Source organism: Desulfosalsimonas sp. (assembly GCF_055149105.1).
In genome coordinates this window covers 36,626-57,980 of record NZ_JBSRLA010000016.1, presented here as the reverse complement: position 1 = coordinate 57,980, position 21,355 = coordinate 36,626, and the positions used below count along the sequence as shown (strand labels likewise).

The 21,355-nt window shown below is 55.0% G+C and carries 19 protein-coding genes; 15 read left to right on the top strand and 4 right to left on the bottom strand.

Going from position 1 to position 21,355, the window contains the following annotated elements; translation table 11 throughout:
• The first annotated feature begins 160 nt into the window (after positions 1-160).
• Genes ACTCIA_RS05920 through ACTCIA_RS05910 form a run of 3 tightly spaced genes read left to right on the top strand, consistent with a single transcriptional unit; the run spans position 161 to position 2,713 of the window.
• A complete protein-coding gene (locus tag ACTCIA_RS05920; RefSeq protein WP_463000879.1) occupies positions 161-1,057 on the top strand; it encodes an EamA family transporter in 897 nt (298 codons plus the stop codon).
• 18 nt (positions 1,058-1,075) lie between these two features.
• The gene (locus tag ACTCIA_RS05915; RefSeq protein ID WP_463000878.1) at positions 1,076-1,798 is read left to right on the top strand and encodes an enoyl-CoA hydratase/isomerase family protein; all 723 of its coding nucleotides are present in this window, start codon (positions 1,076-1,078) and stop codon (positions 1,796-1,798) included.
• A gap of 9 nt (positions 1,799-1,807) precedes the next feature.
• Positions 1,808-2,713 carry an MBL fold metallo-hydrolase gene (locus ACTCIA_RS05910; protein WP_463000877.1) on the top strand — a complete coding sequence of 302 codons (906 nt, stop codon included), beginning with the start codon at positions 1,808-1,810 and terminating at the stop codon, positions 2,711-2,713.
• Here ACTCIA_RS05910 and glpK read toward each other — a convergent pair.
• The 3 genes from glpK to glpA form a co-directional block, all read right to left on the bottom strand.
• Complete coding sequence (gene glpK / locus ACTCIA_RS05905) at positions 2,710-4,221, bottom strand: glycerol kinase GlpK (RefSeq protein ID WP_463000876.1); 1,512 nt, start codon at positions 4,219-4,221, stop codon at positions 2,710-2,712. The genes ACTCIA_RS05910 and glpK overlap by 4 nt on opposite strands.
• Before the next feature lie 97 nt (positions 4,222-4,318).
• Complete coding sequence (gene glpB, locus ACTCIA_RS05900; RefSeq protein ID WP_463000875.1) at positions 4,319-5,608, bottom strand: glycerol-3-phosphate dehydrogenase subunit GlpB; 1,290 nt, start codon at positions 5,606-5,608, stop codon at positions 4,319-4,321.
• 53 nt (positions 5,609-5,661) lie between these two features.
• Positions 5,662-7,227, bottom strand: coding sequence for an anaerobic glycerol-3-phosphate dehydrogenase subunit GlpA (gene glpA / locus ACTCIA_RS05895; RefSeq protein WP_463000874.1), 1,566 nt, complete (start codon positions 7,225-7,227; stop codon positions 5,662-5,664).
• Between the two features lie 204 nt (positions 7,228-7,431).
• On the opposite strand from glpA, the gene ACTCIA_RS05890 reads away from it, so the two are divergent.
• From ACTCIA_RS05890 to ACTCIA_RS05860, 7 genes are all read left to right on the top strand, one after another.
• Positions 7,432-8,271, top strand: a complete 840-nt coding sequence (locus ACTCIA_RS05890) for a DeoR family transcriptional regulator (protein ID WP_463000873.1) — start codon at positions 7,432-7,434, stop codon at positions 8,269-8,271.
• 283 nt (positions 8,272-8,554) lie between these two features.
• Positions 8,555-9,652 (top strand): ABC transporter ATP-binding protein, encoded by a 1,098-nt coding sequence (locus ACTCIA_RS05885; RefSeq protein WP_463000872.1) that lies wholly within the window; start codon positions 8,555-8,557, stop codon positions 9,650-9,652.
• A 36-nt stretch (positions 9,653-9,688) separates the two neighbouring features.
• On the top strand, positions 9,689-10,783 hold the full coding sequence (locus ACTCIA_RS05880) for an ABC transporter ATP-binding protein (RefSeq protein WP_463000871.1): 1,095 nt from the start codon (positions 9,689-9,691) through the stop codon (positions 10,781-10,783).
• 63 nt (positions 10,784-10,846) lie between these two features.
• A complete protein-coding gene (locus tag ACTCIA_RS05875) occupies positions 10,847-11,704 on the top strand; it encodes a carbohydrate ABC transporter permease (protein ID WP_463000870.1) in 858 nt (285 codons plus the stop codon).
• On the top strand, positions 11,701-12,498 hold the full coding sequence (locus ACTCIA_RS05870; protein WP_463000869.1) for a carbohydrate ABC transporter permease: 798 nt from the start codon (positions 11,701-11,703) through the stop codon (positions 12,496-12,498). The genes ACTCIA_RS05875 and ACTCIA_RS05870 overlap by 4 nt, the downstream gene beginning before the upstream one ends.
• 3 nt (positions 12,499-12,501) lie before the next feature.
• Entirely contained in the window at positions 12,502-12,801 is a 300-nt protein-coding gene (locus ACTCIA_RS05865; RefSeq protein WP_463000868.1) for a DUF2160 domain-containing protein, read from the top strand.
• Positions 12,802-13,099: 298 nt separating this feature from the next.
• Positions 13,100-14,803 (top strand): ABC transporter substrate-binding protein, encoded by a 1,704-nt coding sequence (locus tag ACTCIA_RS05860; protein ID WP_463000867.1) that lies wholly within the window; start codon positions 13,100-13,102, stop codon positions 14,801-14,803.
• A 70-nt stretch (positions 14,804-14,873) separates the two neighbouring features.
• Here ACTCIA_RS05860 and ACTCIA_RS05855 read toward each other — a convergent pair whose 3' ends face one another.
• Complete coding sequence (locus tag ACTCIA_RS05855) at positions 14,874-16,070, bottom strand: M24 family metallopeptidase (RefSeq protein ID WP_463000866.1); 1,197 nt, start codon at positions 16,068-16,070, stop codon at positions 14,874-14,876.
• Positions 16,071-16,257: 187 nt separating this feature from the next.
• On the opposite strand from ACTCIA_RS05855, the gene ACTCIA_RS05850 reads away from it, so the two are divergent.
• From ACTCIA_RS05850 to ACTCIA_RS05830, 5 genes are all read left to right on the top strand, one after another.
• Complete coding sequence (locus ACTCIA_RS05850) at positions 16,258-17,841, top strand: PAS domain S-box protein (RefSeq protein ID WP_463000865.1); 1,584 nt, start codon at positions 16,258-16,260, stop codon at positions 17,839-17,841.
• 116 nt (positions 17,842-17,957) lie between these two features.
• Complete coding sequence (locus tag ACTCIA_RS05845) at positions 17,958-18,719, top strand: ABC transporter ATP-binding protein (RefSeq protein WP_463000864.1); 762 nt, start codon at positions 17,958-17,960, stop codon at positions 18,717-18,719.
• A gap of 6 nt (positions 18,720-18,725) precedes the next feature.
• Entirely contained in the window at positions 18,726-20,474 is a 1,749-nt protein-coding gene (locus ACTCIA_RS05840; RefSeq protein WP_463000863.1) for an AMP-binding protein, read from the top strand.
• Positions 20,443-20,661: a hypothetical protein gene (locus tag ACTCIA_RS05835; RefSeq protein ID WP_463000862.1), complete on the top strand. Its 219-nt coding sequence runs from the start codon at positions 20,443-20,445 to the stop codon at positions 20,659-20,661. The genes ACTCIA_RS05840 and ACTCIA_RS05835 overlap by 32 nt, the downstream gene beginning before the upstream one ends.
• A complete protein-coding gene (locus ACTCIA_RS05830; RefSeq protein WP_463000861.1) occupies positions 20,662-21,243 on the top strand; it encodes a branched-chain amino acid ABC transporter permease in 582 nt (193 codons plus the stop codon).
• The last annotated feature ends 112 nt before the right edge of the window (positions 21,244-21,355 follow it).

Below are 21,355 nucleotides of genomic sequence, written 5' to 3'. Positions count from 1 at the left end.
AAAACTCGGCCTGTCGGCCTCAAACAGTTTGAAATTTTTTAGCTCCGGCATTTGCTGAATTTTTCCGTAAACGCTCAATGTCGCTTACAAACCGACCCCAACCTTGGGCTTCCTTGGAACCATTTTTTACGAAACCATCAAATATAGGACAGAGTCGAAGATGGCATATTTGTGGGGTGTAACGGTTTTATGGGCATTTTCCTTCAGCCTGATCGGGGTTTATCTTTCAGGGCAGGTGGACAGTTATTTTGCGGTGTTTTCGCGCACGTTTCTGGCAACCCTGATGTTTCTGCCCTTTATCCGTTGGAAAAAGGTTTCCTGGAACCTGGCTGTCCGGCTCATGGGCATTGGCGCGGTCCAGCTCGGGGTGATGTTTATCTGTTTTTATCATTCTTTTTCCTTTTTAAGCGTGCCCGAAGTGGTGCTTTTTACCGTTTTTACGCCGATTTATATCACTTTGCTCTATGACGCGGCCCGGCGCCGGTTTACCTTCTGGTATCTGGTGACCGCCGGGGTTGCCGTTGCCGGAGCGGCCGTGATCCGTTACAACCCCTTAAGCCAGGATTTTGTGATCGGATTTTTGCTCGTTCAGGGAGCCAATGTTTGTTTTGCCGTGGGCCAGGTGGGGTATAAAAATCTCATGGAAAAGCGCCGGCAGGCCGGAATGCAGGTTTTTGCCCAGCACTCGGTGTTCGGGTTTTTCTATATCGGCGCCATGGCAGTGGCGGTTTCAGGCTGGCTATTCTGGGGGGATATGACCATGATGCCCCAGACAGCCGTTCAATGGGGTGTTTTGCTGTGGCTGGGCGTGGCCGCATCCGGCATCGGGTATTTTCTCTGGAACAAGGGGGCCACCCTGGTCAACGCCGGCGCCCTGGCCATCATGAACAATGCACTGGTGCCCGCAGGCCTTGTGGTCAACCTGGTGATCTGGAACCGGGAGGTGGATCTGCTGCGTTTGCTTGCCGGCGGCGGGCTGATCCTGGCGGCCCTGTGGTTTAACGAATCCTGGGTCAAACAGAGAGTGGAAAAACAAAAGCTGTGGGCAAAGGGATAGCAAAACGGAGGATCGGTTATGGCGATTGTATACAGACAGATGGATGAGGGCGTGGCGGTTGTTTATATGAACAACAATGAAAACCTGCAGGATCTGGCCTTTTCACAGGCCCTGAATGCTGTTTTGGACGAGGCTGTGGCAGATAGCCAAACCCGGGCGGTTGTGTTGACCAGTTCGGATCCCAAATTTTTTTCAAACGGGATTCACGTCAACTGGCTGATGGAAAAGTATGCCGCACAGGAATTTCAGGCCATCCGGGATTTCTGCTACGGCATGGATGAAGTGTTTAAAAAGCTGCTGCTGGCACCGGTGCCCACCATTGCCGCCATCAACGGTCATGCATTCGGAAACGGCGCCATTTTGTCCTGCGCCTGTGATTTCCGGTTCATGAAATCCGACCGGGGGTTTTTCTGCTTTCCGGAAGTGGACCTGGGCATTCCGTTTCTGCCGGGCATGGATGCCTTTATTGAAAAGGCCGTACCCCGGTGGAAGTTCAATGAGTTAAAACTCACCGGCCGGCGGGCCACGGCCCCGGAGCTGGAAGCCCATCACGTAATTGAAAAAGCCTGTGACAACGCCGAACATCTCATGGCGGAAACCATGGGGTTTGCCAAATCTTTTAACAAGAAGCGCGGCATTTTTGCAGAGCACAAAAAACGGATGCACGGCAGCATCATTGAAGTCATTGACCGGGAAAATCCAGCGCATATTGATGCGGTAAATTTGCTGGTCAGCGAATAAGGAGGTTGTATGAAAATAGAGGAGCCGGGAAAAATAACCGATCGCATCACCCTGCTGGGCCGGCGGGAATCCAATGTATATCTGCTCGATGGCGGCAGCGAGGCCGCCATTATCGGCGGGGGGATGGTTTATATCGTGCCAGAGGTCCTGGACCAGATCCGGGAGATGGCCGTGGACCCGGAAAAGATCAAAAGAATTGTGATTCTTCATTCTCACTTTGATCATTGCGGCATTGTGCCGTTTTTCAAAAAACAGTGGCCCCGGGCGGCCGTGGCCGCATCCGCGCCGGCAAAGGCCATGCTGGGCAAGCCAAAGGTGATTGAAACCATCAATGCCATGAACCATGAGACCCTAAAGCGCCGGGGTCGGCTCGATGATGCAAAAGAAAAAGGATATGCCGATTTTGAGGGCATCGAGGTGGAGCAGGTGCTCGAAGACGGCCAGAAAATCACCTGCGGGGATATGACCCTGGAGATCCTGGCGGTGCCGGGTCATTCATCGTGCAGCCTTGCCGTGTACGTGCCTGAGCAAAAAGCCCTGTTTGCCTCGGATGCCGGCGGCATTGAAGCCGGAGACGAGATTTTTACCGCTGCCAATTCCGATTTTGACAAGTATCAGCAAAGCCTTGAAAAAATGGCGGGCTTGGATATTGCCGTCTACCTTGCAGAGCATTATGGTGCGCGAACCGGTCAGGATGCGGCAACTTTTTTAAACCGGTCCATTTCTGCCGCAACCGAATTCCGCACCCGGATCGAACAGTCCCTGGCCCGGACCGGTGATCCGGAGAAAAGCGCAAAGGACCTGGTTGCCGAAAAAATGGAGAGTTCGCCCTCGGATCTGCTGCCCCCGGAGATCATTTCCATGATTGTCGGGCAGATGGTTTATTTTGTGGCCAAACAAAAAGGGCTGGCCTAGTCGATCCAGTTCAAGGTCCTGTCCACGGCTTTTTTCCAGTTTTTGACGTCCTTTTTGCGCTGCTCTTCAGACATCTGCGGCTGCCAGGTTTTGTCCAGGGCCCAGTTTTCCTTGAGTTCGCCGATGCCGGAGGCAAACCCGCTGGCCAGGGCCGCCGCAGACGCGGCACCCAGGGCCGTGGTTTCCGTGATTTTGGGCCGGACCACCGGGATGCCCAGAATATCTGCCTGAAATTGCATCAAAAGCTCATTTACCACCATGCCGCCGTCCACCTTGAGGTTGTCCATTTTCACCCCGGAATCCTTTTCCATGGCTTCGGCCACGTCCAGGGTCTGGTAGGCCACAGCCTCGAGCACGGCCCTTGCGATATGGCCCCGCTTGATAAACCGGGTCAGGCCAACGATCACCCCCCGGGCGTCTGATCGCCAGTACGGCGCAAACAGCCCGGAGAAAGCCGGCACAATGTAGGCGCCGCCGTTATCGGCAACCGACCGGGCCAGGGGCTCGATTTCCGCGGCATGCTCGATGAATTTTAAGTTGTCGCGCAGCCACTGCACCAGGGCGCCGGCAACGGCAATGGAGCCTTCCAGGCAGTAGACCGGTTTTTCGCCGCGCACCTGGTAGGCCACGGTGGTAAGCATGCCGTGGCGGCTTGCCACCGCTTCGGTACCTGTGTTTAAGAGCAGAAAACATCCGGTGCCGTATGTGTTTTTGGCTTCCCCGACCTCAAAGCAGGCCTGGCCCACCAGGGCGGCCTGCTGATCGCCCAGGGCTCCGCAGACCGGAACTTCCCCCCCCAGGGGGCCGTCTTTGCGGGTGGTGCCCCAGGTGTCGGAATCAATGGAGGGCACGATGCGCGGCAGGATGGATTCAGGGATGTTTAAGGCTTTGAGGATCTGCTCATCCCAGGACAGGGTCTCAAGGTTCATGAGCATGGTGCGGCTTGCGTTTGTCACGTCCGTGACATGCGATCCGCCTCCGGGCCCGCCGGTGAGCCACCAGATAACCCAGGACTCCACCGTGCCGAACATGGCCTGCCCCTTTTGCGCACCCTTGCGCGCGGGTTGGCAGTTATCGAGTATCCAGCGCAGCTTGGGTCCGGCAAAATAGGTGGACAGCGGAAGCCCGGTTTTGTCCCTGAACCGGTTCTGCCCCCCGTTTTCGGCCAGGCGGTTGCACATCTCGTCTGTTCGGGTGTCCTGCCAGACAATGGCGTTCATGTAGGGCTTGCCTGTGCGGCTGTCCCACACCAGGGTGGTTTCGCGCTGGTTGGTAATGCCCACCGCCTCGATATCGGATCCTTTCAGCCCGGTTTTGGCAAGGGCCCCGCGCATGACATCGCCGGTGTTTTCCCAGATTTCCACTGGATTGTGCTCCACCCAGCCCGGCCTGGGAAATATCTGTTCATGTTCCTTCTGGGCCGATCCCACGATCCGGCCCCGCCGGTCAAAAACAATAAAGCGGTTGCTGGTGGTGCCCAGGTCCAAAGCCCCGATGTAATCGCCCATGGCCGCAAACCTCCTTTGGTTTGAGTTGATCAATGGATTTTAAATCGATCCTATCACAACTGCAGCGCTGCCGGCACCCCTGAAAAAGACCCGGGAGTTAGGTTTTCTCAAGAAATCTGCGCGCAGCCCGGACTGCAGCGTATGCCGTTGCAATGGATAGCCCGCTGCCGCATTTTTCGCGCATCCAGTCCTGGCCGGCCAGAATCGTGCCGGCTGCAAACAGATCCGGCCAGACCGGCCTATTGTTGTCATCCACCGGCCTGAAGCTTTTGTCAACAGCCAGACCGGCCCGGTTTACCGGATGGCCCCCGGCATGCAGCAGGTCCCGGTGATGCCAGGAGTCCCGGTCCGGGACCCGGGCCACCGGAAGGTTGAAAATGGTTTCCGTAATTCCGGCTCTGTCTGCATGCAGGCCGCCGCCCAAAAACCGTCCGCTGCAGACCAGGGCCGCCCTGGCTGATACAAGGCGCCAGTGACTGCGGTCTCCCACTTCAAATACCCATCCGCCGCCGGTTTTGCGGCAGGCCTTGCGCACGTTGTGCTGAAAAAAAGCATTTATGCCCATTTCCGGCAGGTGCTGCTGAAAGATTTCCATTATCCGGATACCGGAAACGCCCGGCACCATGGTGGAGATTTCAAAAACCGGCATCCCCAGAAGGCCGCTGAGTTCTTCTGTGACCTTTTGGGTGCGCGAAATGCCCAGAATTGCAGGCAGCGCCACGCAGGCGGCATCGCCCAGGTGCGGGGCGATGTTTTCTGCAAGTTTTTCGCGCATGCGGGCGGTTTCCAGGGCACGGGCCATGGGCTCCGGATGAAGCTCTGTACCGGCTTCGGGAAACCCGATGGTCACTGGCCGAAGTCCCGGCCAGGTCCGGGCCAGGTTTGCGGCGATCATCCGGCTGCCAAATCCCTTAAGCCCTTTGAAATCAATGAGCAGGCATGGTTCCTGGTGTGCCATGGCCGCCTGTCCATGGGCCATGGTATGGGCCGCGGCATAGGTGGGTTTCACTGTGCCGGCGGCCGTGGGCATGATCATGTTTTGATTTTTTCGATACATGTAAGGATAGCCCGCCTGCTCAAAAAAACCCAGCACGGTATCAACGGCCGTCTGAATTTCGCTGATTGCCATCTTTGCATATGGGTGGGCCGGCTCATGGCGGCCAAGATCTGCAATGGCCGGCCAGGGATCTTTGACAATCCTGCTCCGTGCCACGGGATAAACCCCCAAAACGTCTATCAGACCGCTTGCAAAGCCGAGCTGTCCGGTCCGGCCGGCCTGGACAATGTCAAGGTCTTGTCCGGCGGCAAACAAGGCTGCGGCCATGCCGGCCATGCCGGTGCCGATGATCATCAGGTCGCAGTGAATATCGGCTTTCTGGTTGTTCATTTGATCCTCGCAGGCCGGGTTAAAACCGCGCGAAACAGTAAAGTCATGAGGGTTTACAGCTCCAGGCAAAACAGGCCGCAGTGCATTGCCTCCATCAACTCGGCCCGGGCCAGGCCGTTGTTCCAGGCAAGGGGCTGCCGGCCGCGCCACCGCTCCTTTAAAAAGGCGCGCAGATCATCTGTGCCGTACCGGTCGTTTATGTATCCCTGATCATATAGATAGGCCATGATGCGCATGCTGCAGAAAGTTCCCTGGCAGGGACCCTTGCCGATGCGGCTTCTCAGGCTGATCGCTTTTAGATTGGGCCGCTGCTGGTTTGCGGCAAAGGTGTCTGCAATCTGCTTGACAACGCTTTCCGGAACCATTTCGCATTCGCAAAGCAGGGGTTCTTTGCACCGGTTTTCCCGTACCCAGGCCGCCGGGGCCAGGCCGGGCTTGGTCCATTTTGCTTCGGCTGCATCCGGGACAGGCTCGGTGCGGGTGCGGCAAACAGCCTGGATACCGAGTTTTTCGCACACCAGATCGGCTGTTTTTTCCGCCATGAGCCGGCAGGTGGTGAGCTTGCCGCCGGTGATGGAAACAAAGTTGGCCATTTGTTCGGGCTGATCCTGGTGATCAATAAGCTCATAGCCCCGGTTCACGGCCCGGTCATCCGGATCCCGGGGCGGGTTTGTTATCTCAGAGCCCGCCGGTAGGGGGCGTACCCCGCAGTAGGCGCGGATATACTGCGTTTGCGCCAATTTTGGAATCATGGCCGATCCCTGGTCAAGAATGGTATCGATTTCATGGATTTCCGGGTAGATGAAGTCCGGTGAGGCCACGCGTTCGGAAGTGGTGCCCAGAATGGACACGGTTCCCCCCGGAACCAGGATATCGCCGTCAGTGGGCATGCGCAGCCGGTTGATAACCCGTTTGGCGATGCGGTTTTGCGTGACCATCAGGCTGCCCTTGGAATAATACATCTGCATTTGTGCGCCTGCGCACCGGGCGATGATATCGGCCCAGGCGCCGGCGGCATTGACCACGACTTGCGCTTCAATGGGAAATTGTTTGTTTGTTTTCAGGTCCGTGACATGGGTGCAGACGATGCGGCCGCCCCTGATTTCAAACGATGTTACCTGATGGCGGCAAAGCCGGCGTGCCCCGCGCGCCTGTGCGCAGCTGAGATTGTCCAGCGACAGTTTAAACGGATCAATGGCGGCATCATCGACCCAAAAGGCGGCGATCACGTCCTCTGACAATGCCGGTTCCATGTCCCGGGCCTGGTCCGGGCTCAGGGGTTGAACAGGGATGCCGCACTTTTGGCAGGCTGTTGGAAAATCAGCGATATATTTTTCATCATCGCCCTGCACGGCCACAAACAGACCGCCTGTGTCTTCGATGCATTGGGGTATGGTTTGTTTTAAAATGCGGTTTTCCGCATGGCATTCTGCGGCCGCGGCAGGATCAGAGACAATATACCGGGCGCCGCTGTGCAAAAGCCCGTGGTTGGCCCCGGAGGCCCCTGCATTGACATCACCCTTTTCAACCAGGGTGCAGTCTATCCCCCGCAGGCAGAGGTCGCGGGCCAGGGCGGTGCCGGTGGCTCCGGCGCCGATGATCAGTACACAGGTCTGCATCAGCCCCCCTTGACAGGGTTTTTGCTTGTGAAGACAGCCTTGGGATGTTAAGCTGATTTTAGCGAAAATGAAAATTTACCCGACCGATACCACAAATAATCCAATATGTCACGTACAAATTTTCGAAAATGAAAACAAGTCTTTCATTTTATTACATCCGGCAAAGTGCGGCAAAACCGGAATCATCCGTTTTCAGGAGGGCCCATGGCATCCCGATCCTTATCTGAGCCCGTGGCCGTTGAAAAGAAAAGTTCCGGGCGGACAGCACCGGGATCCGGTGCCCGCCTGAGTCCGGCGGACCGCCATTTGGGGATTCAAAGGATCGTGCAGGCCCAGGGGTTTGTGACCATAGAATACCTGGCCCGGGAGTTTGCTGTCACACCCCAGACCATCCGCCGCGATATCAATGTGTTGAGTGAAGAGGGGCTGATTCAGCGGTTTCACGGGGGCGCCGGGGTGGCATCGAGTACGGAAAATGTTGCCTATAATGAGCGCAAGATCATGTGCTACCGCCAGAAGCAGCAGATCGCGCAATTGGTTGCCGCCCAGATTCCGGATCATGCCTCTGTTTTCATCAATATCGGAACCACAACCGAGGCCGTGGCCCGGGCCCTTGTGGATCACAAGCGCCTGACGGTGATCACCAACAATTTGAACGTGGCCAATATTTTGTCGGCCAACGAGCAGATTGAGGTTATTGTGGCCGGCGGCCTGTTGCGGCACCGGGACGGTGCGCTCATCGGCCAGGCGACCATTGATTTTATCCAGCAGTTCCGGGTGGATTTCGGGGTGATCGGCATCAGCGGCATAGATTCCGACGGCACGCTGCTGGATTTTGATTACCGGGAAGTGCGTGCAGCCCGGGCCATTATTGACAACTCCCGAAAGGTGTTTTTGGCTGCGGACCACACCAAGTTCAGCAGAAACGCCATGGTGCGTCTGGGAAATATCGAAGAGATTCACGCCCTGTTCACCGACCGCCGGCCCTCGGCGCCGCTCATGGAGACTCTGGAGCGTGCGGAAGTGGAACTTTTCGTGGTTTGATAAAAAATAACTTTCCGATTTTACTTAATACTGTAATCGCTTCGAGTTTAACACGGTCTGTAAAAAAGATTTTTGCAAGCTCATGGGATTGATCATTTCCGAAAATTGTTTTAAAAATTTTTTATAATTTTCACTTGTGAAATCCTGTTTGATCTGATAAAGAAAATGATAAGCTCTGGATGCAGAACGGTAAAAATATCCGAATAAAGCGACTTTTGCTCTTTTTGTCCGGTTGTCCGCATTTCCGGGACGTGGTTTGCGATTTTTCAGGGAGAACCTTGAAATGGGAATCGCTGTTTTCAACATTGAAAAGTCCTACGAGGCAACCCCTGCCTTACGCGATGTGTCCATGGAAATCGAGGATGGTGCCTTTGTAACCCTCCTCGGGGCCACGGGTGCCGGCAAGACAACACTTCTTCGCATCATGTGCGGCATCGACCGCCCGGATAAGGGTCGGGTGCATTATGACGGCGCTGATGTCACCCGGGTTCCGGTCCGGAAAAGAAACGTGGCCATGGTCTATCAGGAGTTTGTCAATTACCCGTCCATGACCATATACGAAAATATCGCCTCTCCCCTGCGGGTTTCCAAAAACCGGCATACAAAAGCCGGCATTGATCAAAAAGTGCGCCATAATGCCGGGCTTCTCGGGCTGACCGGGGTGCTGGATCATTACCCGGAAGAAGTCAGCGGCGGCCAAAAGCAGCGCACCGCCATTGCCCGGGCCCTGGTCAAGGACACCCGGTTTGTTTTTCTCGACGAACCCCTGGCCAACCTTGACTACAAGCTGCGCGAGGAACTGCGCGGAGAGCTCAAAACCCTTCTGACTCATAAGGGCGGGGCCGTGGTGTATGCCACGCCCGAGCCCGTGGATGCGCTTTCCATGTCAACGCATGTTGCCTATCTTCAGGAGGGCCGGGTGCTGCAGTACGGAGCCCTTCAGGATGTCTACCGGAATCCGGCTTCGGTGGAAGTGGGGGCCTATTTCAGCTATCCCACCATGAACATCATGGAAGCCGATGTGACAACAGAGCAGGACAGGATTTTTCTTCGCATCTCAGAAGAAATTGCAATCGATGTCACCCGATTCCGGGACCGGCTGGCGCATGGACAGTATCTGGTGGGAATCCGCGCATACAATCTTTATACCGCTCAAAAAATGGAAAATCTGATTTCCTTTACCGCCACCGTGGAACTGGCCGAGGAACTCGGCTCAGACACTGAACTGCATGTCCGTCACCAGGGACAGGTGTTTGTGGTGCTCATGCAGGAGGTGGCCAGGTTTCCCATCGGAACGCAGATAACCGTTTACCTGGATCCCGGGCGGCTGTTTCTGTTTGACCGGGAAACAAGGCAGTTGGCCTTTAAAACCTTTTCCTGACCGGTAGAGACCGGCTTCCGGCGATGGAGGAAAACCATGGCCCGAATCGAGCTTGAAAGCATTTCCCATTCCTATGATTCATTGTCGAAACCCGAGGATGAGCGGGAATATGCGGTTTCCGGGCTGGATATCTCCTGGGCCGACGGCAGTGCCAACGCCCTGCTCGGGCCTTCCGGCTGCGGCAAGACCACTATTTTAAACATCATCTCCGGACTGCTTTATCCCACCGCCGGCCGTGTCCGGGTCAACGGAAACGATGTCACAGGGCTTGCCCCCCGGGAGCGCAAAATCGCCCAGGTGTTTCAGTTCCCGGTGGTCTATGACAGCATGAATGTGTTTGACAATCTGGCCTTTCCCCTGCGCAATCAAAAAACCCCTGAAAAAACAGTAAAGACAAAAGTCGAGGAAACAGCCGAGATCCTCGGGCTGGCCGATCGTTTAAAATCGCGGACCACGGGTTTAAATGCCGCAGACAAGCAGAAGATTTCCCTTGGCAGAAGCATTGTGCGTGAAGATACGGCAGCCGTACTTTTGGATGAGCCTCTGACGGTCATTGACCCCAAATTCAAGGGGGAACTGCGCAGAAAACTCCGGGAGGTGCAGAACCGGCTGAAAAAAACCATGATCTATGTCACCCATGATCAGCACGAGGCCCTGACCTTTGCAGACAACGTGACCATCGTCAAAGACGGACGCCTCATTCAAAAGGGAAGCCCCGAAGAGCTGCACGCCCAGCCGGCCACCCCGTTTATCGGCTATTTTATCGGCAGCCCGGGGATGAACCTGCTCGATTGCAGCCTGGATGACGGCAGACTGCAATTTGCCGACTTTGCGCTGCCCATTGGCCAAGACATGCAAAAAAAGATGGCTTCTTACGGAAAGGATTTCAAATTCGGCATACGGCCGGAATTTCTGGACGTGGCTGCAGAGGAAAAAAACCGGGCTGTGGAATTTACGGTTGCGGTGATCGAAGACACCGGCGCCTACAAAGTGCTGACCTGTGACCGCCGGAACTCGCGGATCAAGGCCAGAGTGAGCGAATCCATCAGTATCCGGGAAGGCGACCGGGTGTGGCTGAGTTTTCCGGAAGACAAGGTCAACCTGTTTTACAACGAACAAAGAATTATCTGAGGCCATATCCGCAAGCCCTGCATCCGGGGATTGCCGGGGACAACATTTTCAAGGGGGACCGCCATGAAAAACAGAGGCTGGCTGTTTCTGATTCCCGCACTGGCAATTCTGTCCATCAGTGCCTTTATCCCCCTGATGACGGTGATCAATTATTCCCTGCACTATATTTTTGCCGGATCCTCGCCGACATTCGTGGGGTTTGACAATTACATTGAAGTGCTCCGGGATCCGGCTTTCCAGGGCGCCCTGATCCGGCAGCTTTTTTTCAGCATGGGCATTCTGGCCGTGGAGGTGCCCCTGGGCATCTGTATTGCCCTGTCCATGCCCAGAAGGGGCCCGGCCGTGGCCCTGTGTCTGGTGTTGCTGGGCATTCCCCTTTTGATCCCGTTTAATGTTGTGGGCATTATCGCCCGGGTGCTCACCCAGTCCTCGGTGGGCCTGATTCCGGAATTTCTGGCCCTGTTTAATTATGATTTCAATGTGTCCAAGTACCCGGTGGATGCTTTTGCCACCATTTTTCTGCTCGATGTCTGGCACTGGACGCCTTTGGTGGCCCTGCTCTGTTATGCGGGACTGCAGGCCATACCCGATGCCTTCTACCAGGCCGCCCGGATTGACGGGGCATCTTCGTGGAAGATGTTTCGCTACGTGACCCTTCCCAAGCTGCGCTCGGTTCTGATCATCGGGGTTTTGCTGCGGTTTATGGATTCGTTTAAGATTTATGCCGAACCCCTTCTGCTCACCGGCGGCGGGCCCGGGGATGCCACGACGTTTTTGAGCCTGCACGTGGCCCGGAAGGCAGAATCCTATCAACTCGGGTATGCCGGGGCCTCCTCGTTTATCTATCTCTTCATTGTCATTGTCTTCAGCTATATCTTCTTTCAGCTGATGACCAACATCGGCAAAGGAGAAAACCAATGAAGAAGCGCTATATTTTTCTGATCTGCTACATGGTGGTCCTGTTTATACCCATCTACTGGATGATCAATACATCGCTGAAGACAGACAACGAGATTTTAAAAGAGCTGACCCTGATTCCCAAAGACCTGACGTTTCAAAACTATGCGGAGATTTTTACATCATCTTTGTGGCGCAGCAGTTTTATGAATTCGCTCATCTATGTGTGCCTCAATGTGGTGATCAGCCTTATTGCCGCCATTCCCGCCGCATATGCCTTTTCCAGGTGGAAGTTCAGGGGTTCGCATCATCTTTTTTTCTGGCTTCTGACCAACCGCATGGCCCCGGCTGCGGTATTCATGGTCCCGTTTACCGAGCTGTACTATACCCTGCAAATCTATGACACGCATTTGGCCGTGGCCCTGGCCCACTGCCTGTTTAACATTCCCCTGGCCATCTGGATTCTCGAAGGATTCATGTCGGGCATTCCCAGAGAAATTGATGAAACCGCCCTGATCGACGGCTACAGCTTCCCCCGGTTTTTCGGCAAAATATTTTTCCCCCTCATTGCCCCGGGCGTGGGTGTGGCGGCGTTTTTCTGTTTTACCTTTTCCTGGATCGAGCTGATTCTGGCCAAGGCCCTGACCATTACCGATGCCAAGCCCGTGGTGGTCACACTGACCGTGGGCATCGGCGCAGAAGGTGTGCGCTGGGGACTGCTGGCCGCCGCCGGGGTGCTGACCATGGTGCCCGGCGCAATTGTGGTTTATTTCGTGCGCAATTATATCGCCAAAGGGTTTGCACTGGGGAGGGTATAGCAAATGGTTGACTGGATTGCCGTCAATACATCATGGATGTACTGGACCTGGCCAAGCGGGCTGGCAATCGGCGGCCTGTTTGCGGCCATCGTGTTTATGGGTATCTGGGATGGGATTTCTCCGTCCGTGCCCAGAAAAGGTTTTCTTCCCATCCGCACCACCCGTGGCGACCGGTTTTTTATCGGGATCATCTCCCTGATCGCCATATTTCTGATATGGCTTGGCATAGCCGGGGATACGGCCCTGTGGATTCCCCTGGCCATCTCGCTTGGCTGGTTTGCCGCAGAGGGCGGGTGGGGCTAAAATGAAAGCATGTATCTGAAATATCATTTTTTCCGGAGGTGTTGTACCGGATTGACGCCCATTGTAAAAGGAGGTGATATCGGCGGTAAAAAAACGCTTTTGCAAAAGATGAGGGCACCGTAAAAAGTCTGATTTCAGATGGTGCCGTAAACAGTTCAAGATCAAGGCTTGCGCAATTTCGAAGAATGCAGCGTATTTATCCGTACGTGAAATTCTGAGAAATTGCGCGTAACGCAGATATTGGACTTTTACGGCGCCATCAAAGATTGTAAACGCCAACATTTTACAGGGAGGGGACATGTATCGAACATGGACGGCAAAAATCGTACTGGTGCTTACAGCGCTGGCTTTCCTGCTGCCGGCCGCGGCACAGGCAGATACGATTGACAAATGGATAGATGTTTTCCAGCCCTCTGTTCTTTCAAAAAAAGAGCAGAGAAAGGAACTGGAATGGTTTGCCAAAGCCGCCGAACCCTATAAGGGAATTGAAATCACATCAGTGGCCGAAGGCATCAACACCCACAAATGGGAAGCCAAGGTGCTGGCTCAGGCATTTGAGGAAATCACAGGCATCAAGGTCACCCATGACATCATTGGCGAAGGCGAGGTTGTCGACCGGGTCCAGCGTCAGATCCAGACCAACCGCAAGCTCTATGATATCTACGTCAATGATGCGGATCTTATCGGCACGCATCTGCGCCTTGACAGCGCCCTGAACTTTAGCGAGTACATCAAGGGCGAGGGCAGGGATGTCACCAATCCCATGCTGGATCTCGACGATTTTTTAAACCTGGAGTTTGGTCAGGATTATGACGGCAACCAGCTTCAGCTGCCGGATCAGCAGTTTGCCAACCTGTACTGGTTCCGTTACGACTGGTTCACCGATCCGGAGCTGAAAAAGGCCTTTAAGGAAGAATACGGCTATGAGCTCGGGGTGCCGGTGAACTGGGCGGCATATGAGGATATTGCCGAGTTTTTCACGGGCCGGGAAATCGACGGGCAGACAGTCTACGGCCATATGGATTACGGTAAAAAATCGCCTTCCCTGGGCTGGCGGTTTACAGACGCCTGGCTTTCCATAGCAGGAGCCGGGGACAAGGGCCTTCCCAATGGAATGCCGGTTGACGAATGGGGCATCCGGGTTGAGGACCGCATTCCCGTGGGCGCCTCTGTGGAGCGCGGCGGTGCGGCCAATGGCCCGGCTGCGGTGTATGCCACAACCAAGTATGTTGAATGGATGGACAAGTACGCTCCCCCGGATGCCGGCTCCATGACCTGGTCCGAGGCCGGCCCAACGCCTTCCCGGGGCAATGTTGCCCAGCGGATTTTTCAGTATATTACCTGGCTTTCGGATCCGGCATTCAACTCGGATCAGAGCCCGGTCACCGACGCCACTGGCAAGCCCCTGTGGCGGGTGGCACCCACGCCCCACGGCAAGTACTGGGACGAGGGCATGAAAGTGGGTTATCAGGATGCCGGGTCCTGGACGATTCTCAAAAACAGCGTTAAAGGCGACGACCGGGCCGCGGCCTGGCTGTGGGCACAGTTCTGCGTGTCCAAGACCGTGAGCCTGAAAAAGTTTATTGTGGGCCGGACTCCGGTTCGCAAATCCACGGTGTTTTCCGATTACCTTGCAGAAGAGGAGAAAAAGGGAACCTACGGCGGCATTGTGACCTTTTACAAGTCGCCCGTGGAGCACATGTGGACCGACACCGGTCCCAATGTTCCCCATTATCCGCTTCTGGCAGAGCAGTGGTGGAAACACATATCCCTTGTTACCACCGGGGATGCCACCCCCCAGAAGGCAATGGATGATCTGGCCTACAAGATGGACGAGCTCATGAGCCGGCTGAAAATGCCCAAGTATTCCCCGAAGCTCAATCCCAAAAAAGACCGGGAATTCTGGCTGTCCCAGCCCGGGGCGCCCAAGCCCGAGCGGCCGGATGAAGAGCCCAAAACCATGGATTATGATGAAATGTTAAAACAGTGGAAAGGGCAGTAAGCTGAAGAAACCTGTAGCAAAGCAATCTGTCTGAAAAGAGGGCCCGGCTTTAAGCCGGGCCTTTTTTTGTTCATATGACAATAATCTCTTCCGGATATTCGCCGAGCTGTTCCAGTCCATTTTGGGTGACCACATGGGTGTTTTCAACTCCCACCACGCCTTTTTCCGGGAAAATGACCTTGGGCTCCAGGGCGATGATCATCCCGGGTTCCAGGGCCAGTTTCTGTCCCCGGGCCAGAAACGGAAATTCATCCAGCTCCAGGCCGATACCGTGGCCCACAAACCGGATGCGCTGGGCACCCGTGCCCATGAAACAGTCGCCCAGGCCCTTGTCTTCGGCCATGTTCAGGGCCAGTTCGTAAAGATCGCCCGCGACTGTTCCCGGCATGGCGGCTTTTTTCACAGCTTCCTGGATATCGCGCATCACCTGATGGGCGGCTGTCAGGTCGGCGGGAAGTTCGCCGATGGAATAAATCCGGGCGTGATCGGAATTGTAGCCCTCAAATGCAAAAACCATGTCCACAAGCACGGGCTCGTTTCTGCCCACGGGCCGCATGCCCGCTCCCTGAGCCACATATGCGTTGACCCCGGCGCCGCCGGTGGGCGAAGACAGATAGCTCGGCACGGCAGCCGCAGACCCGGCCATGACGTGGCCGTAAAACAGTTCAGCCCCCCACAGCCGCATGCGTACAATACCCTGGTGTCCCATTTTTCTGGCTTCGGCCTCGATTCGGCCGGCCAGTTCCACCTCCGGTATGCCTTCCTTTAACAGATCGGGCACACAGGCCGCCAGGCGGTCGGAAAACCGGGCGGCGGTGCGGATTTTATCGATTTCATAGTCTGATTTCACCGCGCGGATCATCCGGATGGCTGTGCTGATATCCGTGATTTCGGCGTTTTCAAACAGCCGGATGAAATTGAAATACAGGTTTGCCGGCAAAACATCGAGCTCCATGCCAAGTCTTGCCGGCATGCTGATGCCATGGCCGGCAAGGATATCGGGAATCTGCTTCGGGCTGGAAAAGGAAACAACCTGATTGAGGGCCGATTCCGCCCTGGCGCGCTCAATATCTTTTCTGACCATGAGCACGGCTTCGCCTTCGGCCGGAATAAAGAGATGGGCCTGCTGGATGGTTCCGCTGAAGTAGAACAGATCCGTATTCTGAAGGATCAGGGCTCCCTGGATTTGTTTTTCCTGCAGGTGCTGCTGAAGTTTTCGCACACGGGCATTTAGTTCGTCCGGCGGGGTGGAGCGGCCGAAATCCATAAGCTATGCCTTTCTTTGTGTAAGGGATTTGCACAGTTTTCTGTTTATCCATGTCATTGCCGGCCCGGCCTGTCAAGTCGGCTTGCGGTTTTTTAGCACCAAAAAAGTTGCATAGTCATGGATAACCTGTTAATATATATTTAAAAAACATATTTCTTTCCCCAAAAATTCCGTTCAGGCGGCGTCCATGAGTCCAAAATCGTCCTATGAGCAGATGGAAAATCAGATACAGGAATTAAGCCGGGAGGCAGAGCGCTGCCGGACTGCAGAGTCGGCATTTCAGGCCCAAAAAGCTTACCTGGAGGCCCTTCATGAGACATCTCTTGGATTGATTGCCAAGATCGACAAAGAAGAGCTTCTGGAAAATATTCTGGATCGGGCCTCTTCCCTGACCGGCACGGAGCACGGGTTTATTTATCTGCACGAACCCGGCACCCGCTACATGCAGATGCAGATGGGCAAGGGTTTTTTCAGGGGCCAGCTGGGCCGTCAGGTGGTCCGGGGCCAGGGCCTGGGCGGCCGGGTATGGGAAACCGAAGCGGTTTTGCTTGTTGATGACTACCAGGTCTGGCCCGGCCGGATACCGGACAAAAAGCTTGACCGTCTCGGTTCCGTGGTCGGCATCCCGCTGAAGTCCGGGCTGGAAGTGGCGGGTGTGATCGGCCTTGCCCACGTGGAAAAGGGACGCTGTTTTACAAAAGAGGATGTGACCGTGCTGGAGCGTTTTGCCGCCCTGGCACTGATAGCTCTTCAAAAGGCCCGGCTGTATGCCGACGTGCGCCGGGAACTGGCCGAGCGAAAGCGGGCCGAAGCGGTTTTGCGGGAAAGCGAAACCCGGTACCGCACCCTTTTGGAATCATCACCGGATCCCATTGTGGTCTATGACATGAAAGGTATTGCCACTTATGTCAACCCGGCTTTTGAGACCACCTTCGGGCTGTCGAGAAACGAACTGCTGGGCAAGCGCATCGATTTCGTGCCCGAGGAAAGCCGGGCCGAAACCCGGCAGGCCATTGAAAGGATGCTTGCCGGCCAGACCATCAATCTTTTTGAAACCCGGCGCCTGACAAGAGACGGCCGGGTGCTGGATGTGCAGATTTCCTCCACCTTGTATACGGGTGCAGACGGCAGGCCGGCGGGCAACATCGTGATCCTGCGCGATATCAGCGCGCAAAAGCAGGCGGAAAGAAAGCTGCAGCAGTACCGCGACCAGCTCGAAAAACTGGTGGCAGAACGCACTGCGGAACTTGAAGGCTCCAACAGGGCCCTTGAGCAGGAAATCGAGGAGCGCAAGCGGGCTGAACATTCCCTTCAGCAAAATCAGAAGGAACTGCGCGCCCAGTCCCATCATCTCGAGGAGGTCAATACCGCCCTGCGCGTTCTTTTAAACCAGCATGAGCGCGACCAGCGGGGGCTTAGTGACATGGTGCGCAGAAACGTGGAGCAACTGGTGCATCCCTACCTGGAAAAAATAATGAATACACGTCTGGATACCCGCCAGAAGACGCTTTTGCAGATCCTGGACACAAACCTGGACAATATCGTATCCCCGTTTATCAACAGACTGGCCGGCCGAACCGGAAATTTCACGCCCATGGAGATCCGCGTGGCCGATCTGATCAAGGCGGGCAAAACCAATGACGAGATTGCAGATGTACTTCTGGTTTCCAAAAACACCATATTGTTTCACCGGCACAATATCAGAACGAAATTGGATATAAAAAACAAGAAGATAAATCTCCGCGCCCATTTGCTCTCCCTTGAACAATAGCGGGTATAACCCGCTATTTTACTGCTATTCTCTCTACTTGACTTTGTCTCCCCACGGGCTCAATCTTAAAACCAGAAAGCGCATAATTTCTCCCACTTCAACTTTGCGGGAATTGTATGCCGAATTTAATCGTATCTGATGTAACCCTCACCTTTGGCGGTCTCCACGCCCTTTCCTCCGTGAACCTGGAAATCCAGCCCGGTCTTATCACCTCTGTTATCGGGCCCAACGGGGCGGGCAAAACCAGCCTGTTAAACTGCATATCCGGATTTTATCATCCCACCAGCGGCGAGATTCATTACAAGGACCGGCGTTTGACGAAACTGGCGCCGCACCATGTGTCAAAGCTCGGGATATCGCGTGCTTTCCAGAACCTTGAGCTGTTTAGCGGACTGTCGGTGCTCGACAACCTCATGCTGGCCCGCCATAAGGATCTTTCCTACAGTCTTTTGCATGCTGTTTTCTTTTTTGGAAAAGCCGCCAGAGTTGAAGCGGAAAACCGGGAAAACGTGGAAAGGGTCATCGACTTCATGGAGCTTGAGCCTTACCGGAAGCAGATCGTGGGCAATCTCAGCTACGGGGTGCAGAAAAGAGTCGAAGTGGCCCGGGCCCTTACCCTGGAGCCGGAAGTGATTTTGCTCGACGAGCCCATGGCCGGCATGAATGTCGAGGAAAAAGAAGACATGGTGCGCTTTATTTTCGACATCAAAAAGGAATGGGAAATAACCGTGGTCATTGTCGAGCATGACCTTGGCGTGGTCATGGATATTTCCGATCAGATCTATGTGCTCGATTTCGGCGAAGTGATCGGATCGGGAAATGCGGATCAGATCGCCTCCAATCCCAGGGTTGTGGAGGCCTATATCGGAGAAGAGTAAACAGGTATGGAAAACAGGGACCATCTGCTCCAATACAGCATCCCCCAGCTTCTGCGGTGGCGGGTGAAAACCAGCGGAAACCAGACCGCGCTCAGGGAAAAGGATTTCGGCCGCTGGATTCCCTACTCCTGGAACGAATATTACGATTATACCCGCAGGGCGTCGCTGGGGTTAAAGCAAATCGGTTTCGGCAGGCAGGACAAGATCGCCCTGATCTGCGACAACATTCCTGAGGTGCTTTTCGTGGCCATCGGGGCCCAGGCAGCAGGCGGGATATCCGCGGGCATCTACCAGACCACCCTTCCCGATGAGATTGCACAGATCATAGACTATCTTGAGATCAGCGTGGTTTTTTGCTCGGATCAGGAGCAGGTGGACAAGGTTTTGGAGATCCGTGAACGCATCCCGAATGTAAAAAGGGTGATATACGAAGATCCCAGGGGTATGCGCGGCTACAGATCCGATCAGTGGTTTATGTCCATAGCCGATCTCTACGCACTCGGCGACCAGGCTCATCAAAATGATCCCGGGGCCTTTGAAAACATGGTGGATGAAGGCCGCCCCGATGACGTCTGCCATCTGTGCCTGACCTCGGGGACCACCGGCCTGCCCAAGGGGGCCATGATGACCCACCGCAATTACATCAACATGGGCCTGCGGCTCACAGAGGTGGACCCCCTGGCGGCCACAGACGAGTATGTTTCCTTTCTGCCCTTTGCATGGATCGGCGAGCAGATGAATTCTTTCGGGGTGGCCATGGCAACGGGCATTGCCATAAATTTTCCCGAATCGGTTGAAACCGCAATGGCGGATTTAAAGGAAATCGGCCCCCATTTCATGTTCGGCGCTCCGCGCATCTATGAAACCATCCGTTCGCAGATATGGCTCAAGATTGACGAATCCTACCGTTTCAACAAGCTATGCTACAACTTTTTCATGAAAATCGGGGAAAAGGCGGCTCACTACCGGATGACCGGCCGCAGCAAGCCCCCGGTCCTGGGTGTTCTTTCCTGGCTGGGCAGTGTTTTGATGTTCCGACCGCTGGTCAACCAGATGGGGCTGAGCCGGCTGCGGCGTGCCTACACCGGCGGGGCGGCCCTGGGTCCGGAGCTTTTTACCTTTTACCAGGCCATCGGCGTCAACCTCAAGCAAATCTACGGCCAGACCGAGATCACCGGCATCGCCTACGTGCACAGAGACGGCGAGGTGCATCCCGAAACAGTGGGAAAGCCCCTTCCGGGCACAGAGTGCATGATATCGGATCAGGGCGAGATTCTTTCCCGGTCCGCTTCTGTGCCAAAAGGTTATTACAAGGCACCGGAGAAAACCGCTGAACTCATAGAACCGGATGGATGGCTCCATTCCGGGGATGCGGGATACATAAACGAAAACGGCCACCTGGTGGTCATAGACCGGGTCTCTGATGTCATGCACAACAGCCGGGGCGAGATGTTTAGCCCCATGTTTCTTGAAAATCGCCTCAAGTTCAGCCCTTATATCAAGGAAGCCGTGATTTTCGGCGATCAGCAGGATTATGTATCGGCTTTGATCAACATCGATCCCATAGTGGTGGGAAAATGGGCTGAAGACCGCGGGATATCGTTTTCCACCTTTATGGATCTTTCGGCAAAGCCGGAGGTGGCAGACCTGGTTTACAGGGAAATCGCCAGAATCAATGCAAACGCCGAACAGCCCCATTTCCGGTCATGCCTTTGGGATCATCGTGTTTCCGGTTGTTATTCTCGGCGGCCTTGATTCCCTTCCGGGTGCCGTGGCCGCCGGAATCATCATGGGCCTGATCCAGCAGTTTGCAAGCGGGTATCTCGACGGCAACTGGGGCTTGAGCGGCACCGCAAGCCTTCTGCCCTATATTGTTTTGCTGGTGATCCTTTTGTTCAAGCCCCACGGCTTGTTTGGTACACACGAAATCGAACGGGTGTAGATGATGTCAGCCAATCGCTGGATGGCCACAGGCAACTATTTTACCACCTACCGACAGGAGCAGCGGATTTTTGCCACCCATGCCGACCGGCTGATATTTGCGCTCTTTCTGGTTGTTTTGTTTTCATGGCCTTATTTCATCGAACTTTCCACCAAGTACATGCTGGTGATCGACAATATCCTGATCGCGGTCATTGCGGTTTACGGGTTAAATCTCGTCACCGGGTTTGCCGGTCAGATTTCAGTGGGCCATGCCGCCTTCATGGGTGTGGGGGCCTATACGGTGGCCTCTGTTGCCGGCGTTATCGGAGATCAGCATGTGCTCATCACCCATGCCTGGCCTTTGATGATTGTTTTGTCCGGGTTCATGGGGGCGGCCATGGGTTTGATCGTGGGCCTTCCGGCCCTGCGGTTGCGGCATTTGTACCTGCTTATGGCAACTTTGTCTTTTCAGTTGATATTTCAGTGGGTCATCGGGTCCATGGAATTTTTCAACCAGGGGCAGTTCATGTATGTGGGCCGTGTGCACTGGTTTTCAGGCCAGGTGGGCCGGTCTGGTCATTGTTTTGTTTCTCATATTTGAACCGCGCGGAATCGCCAACTGGTGGCGGATCATACGCTCTTATGTAAAGCTTTGGCCGTTTCGATACTGATCTGCGGCCCCTGGCTTGCAGGGCTTTTGCCCGGAGCCGTTT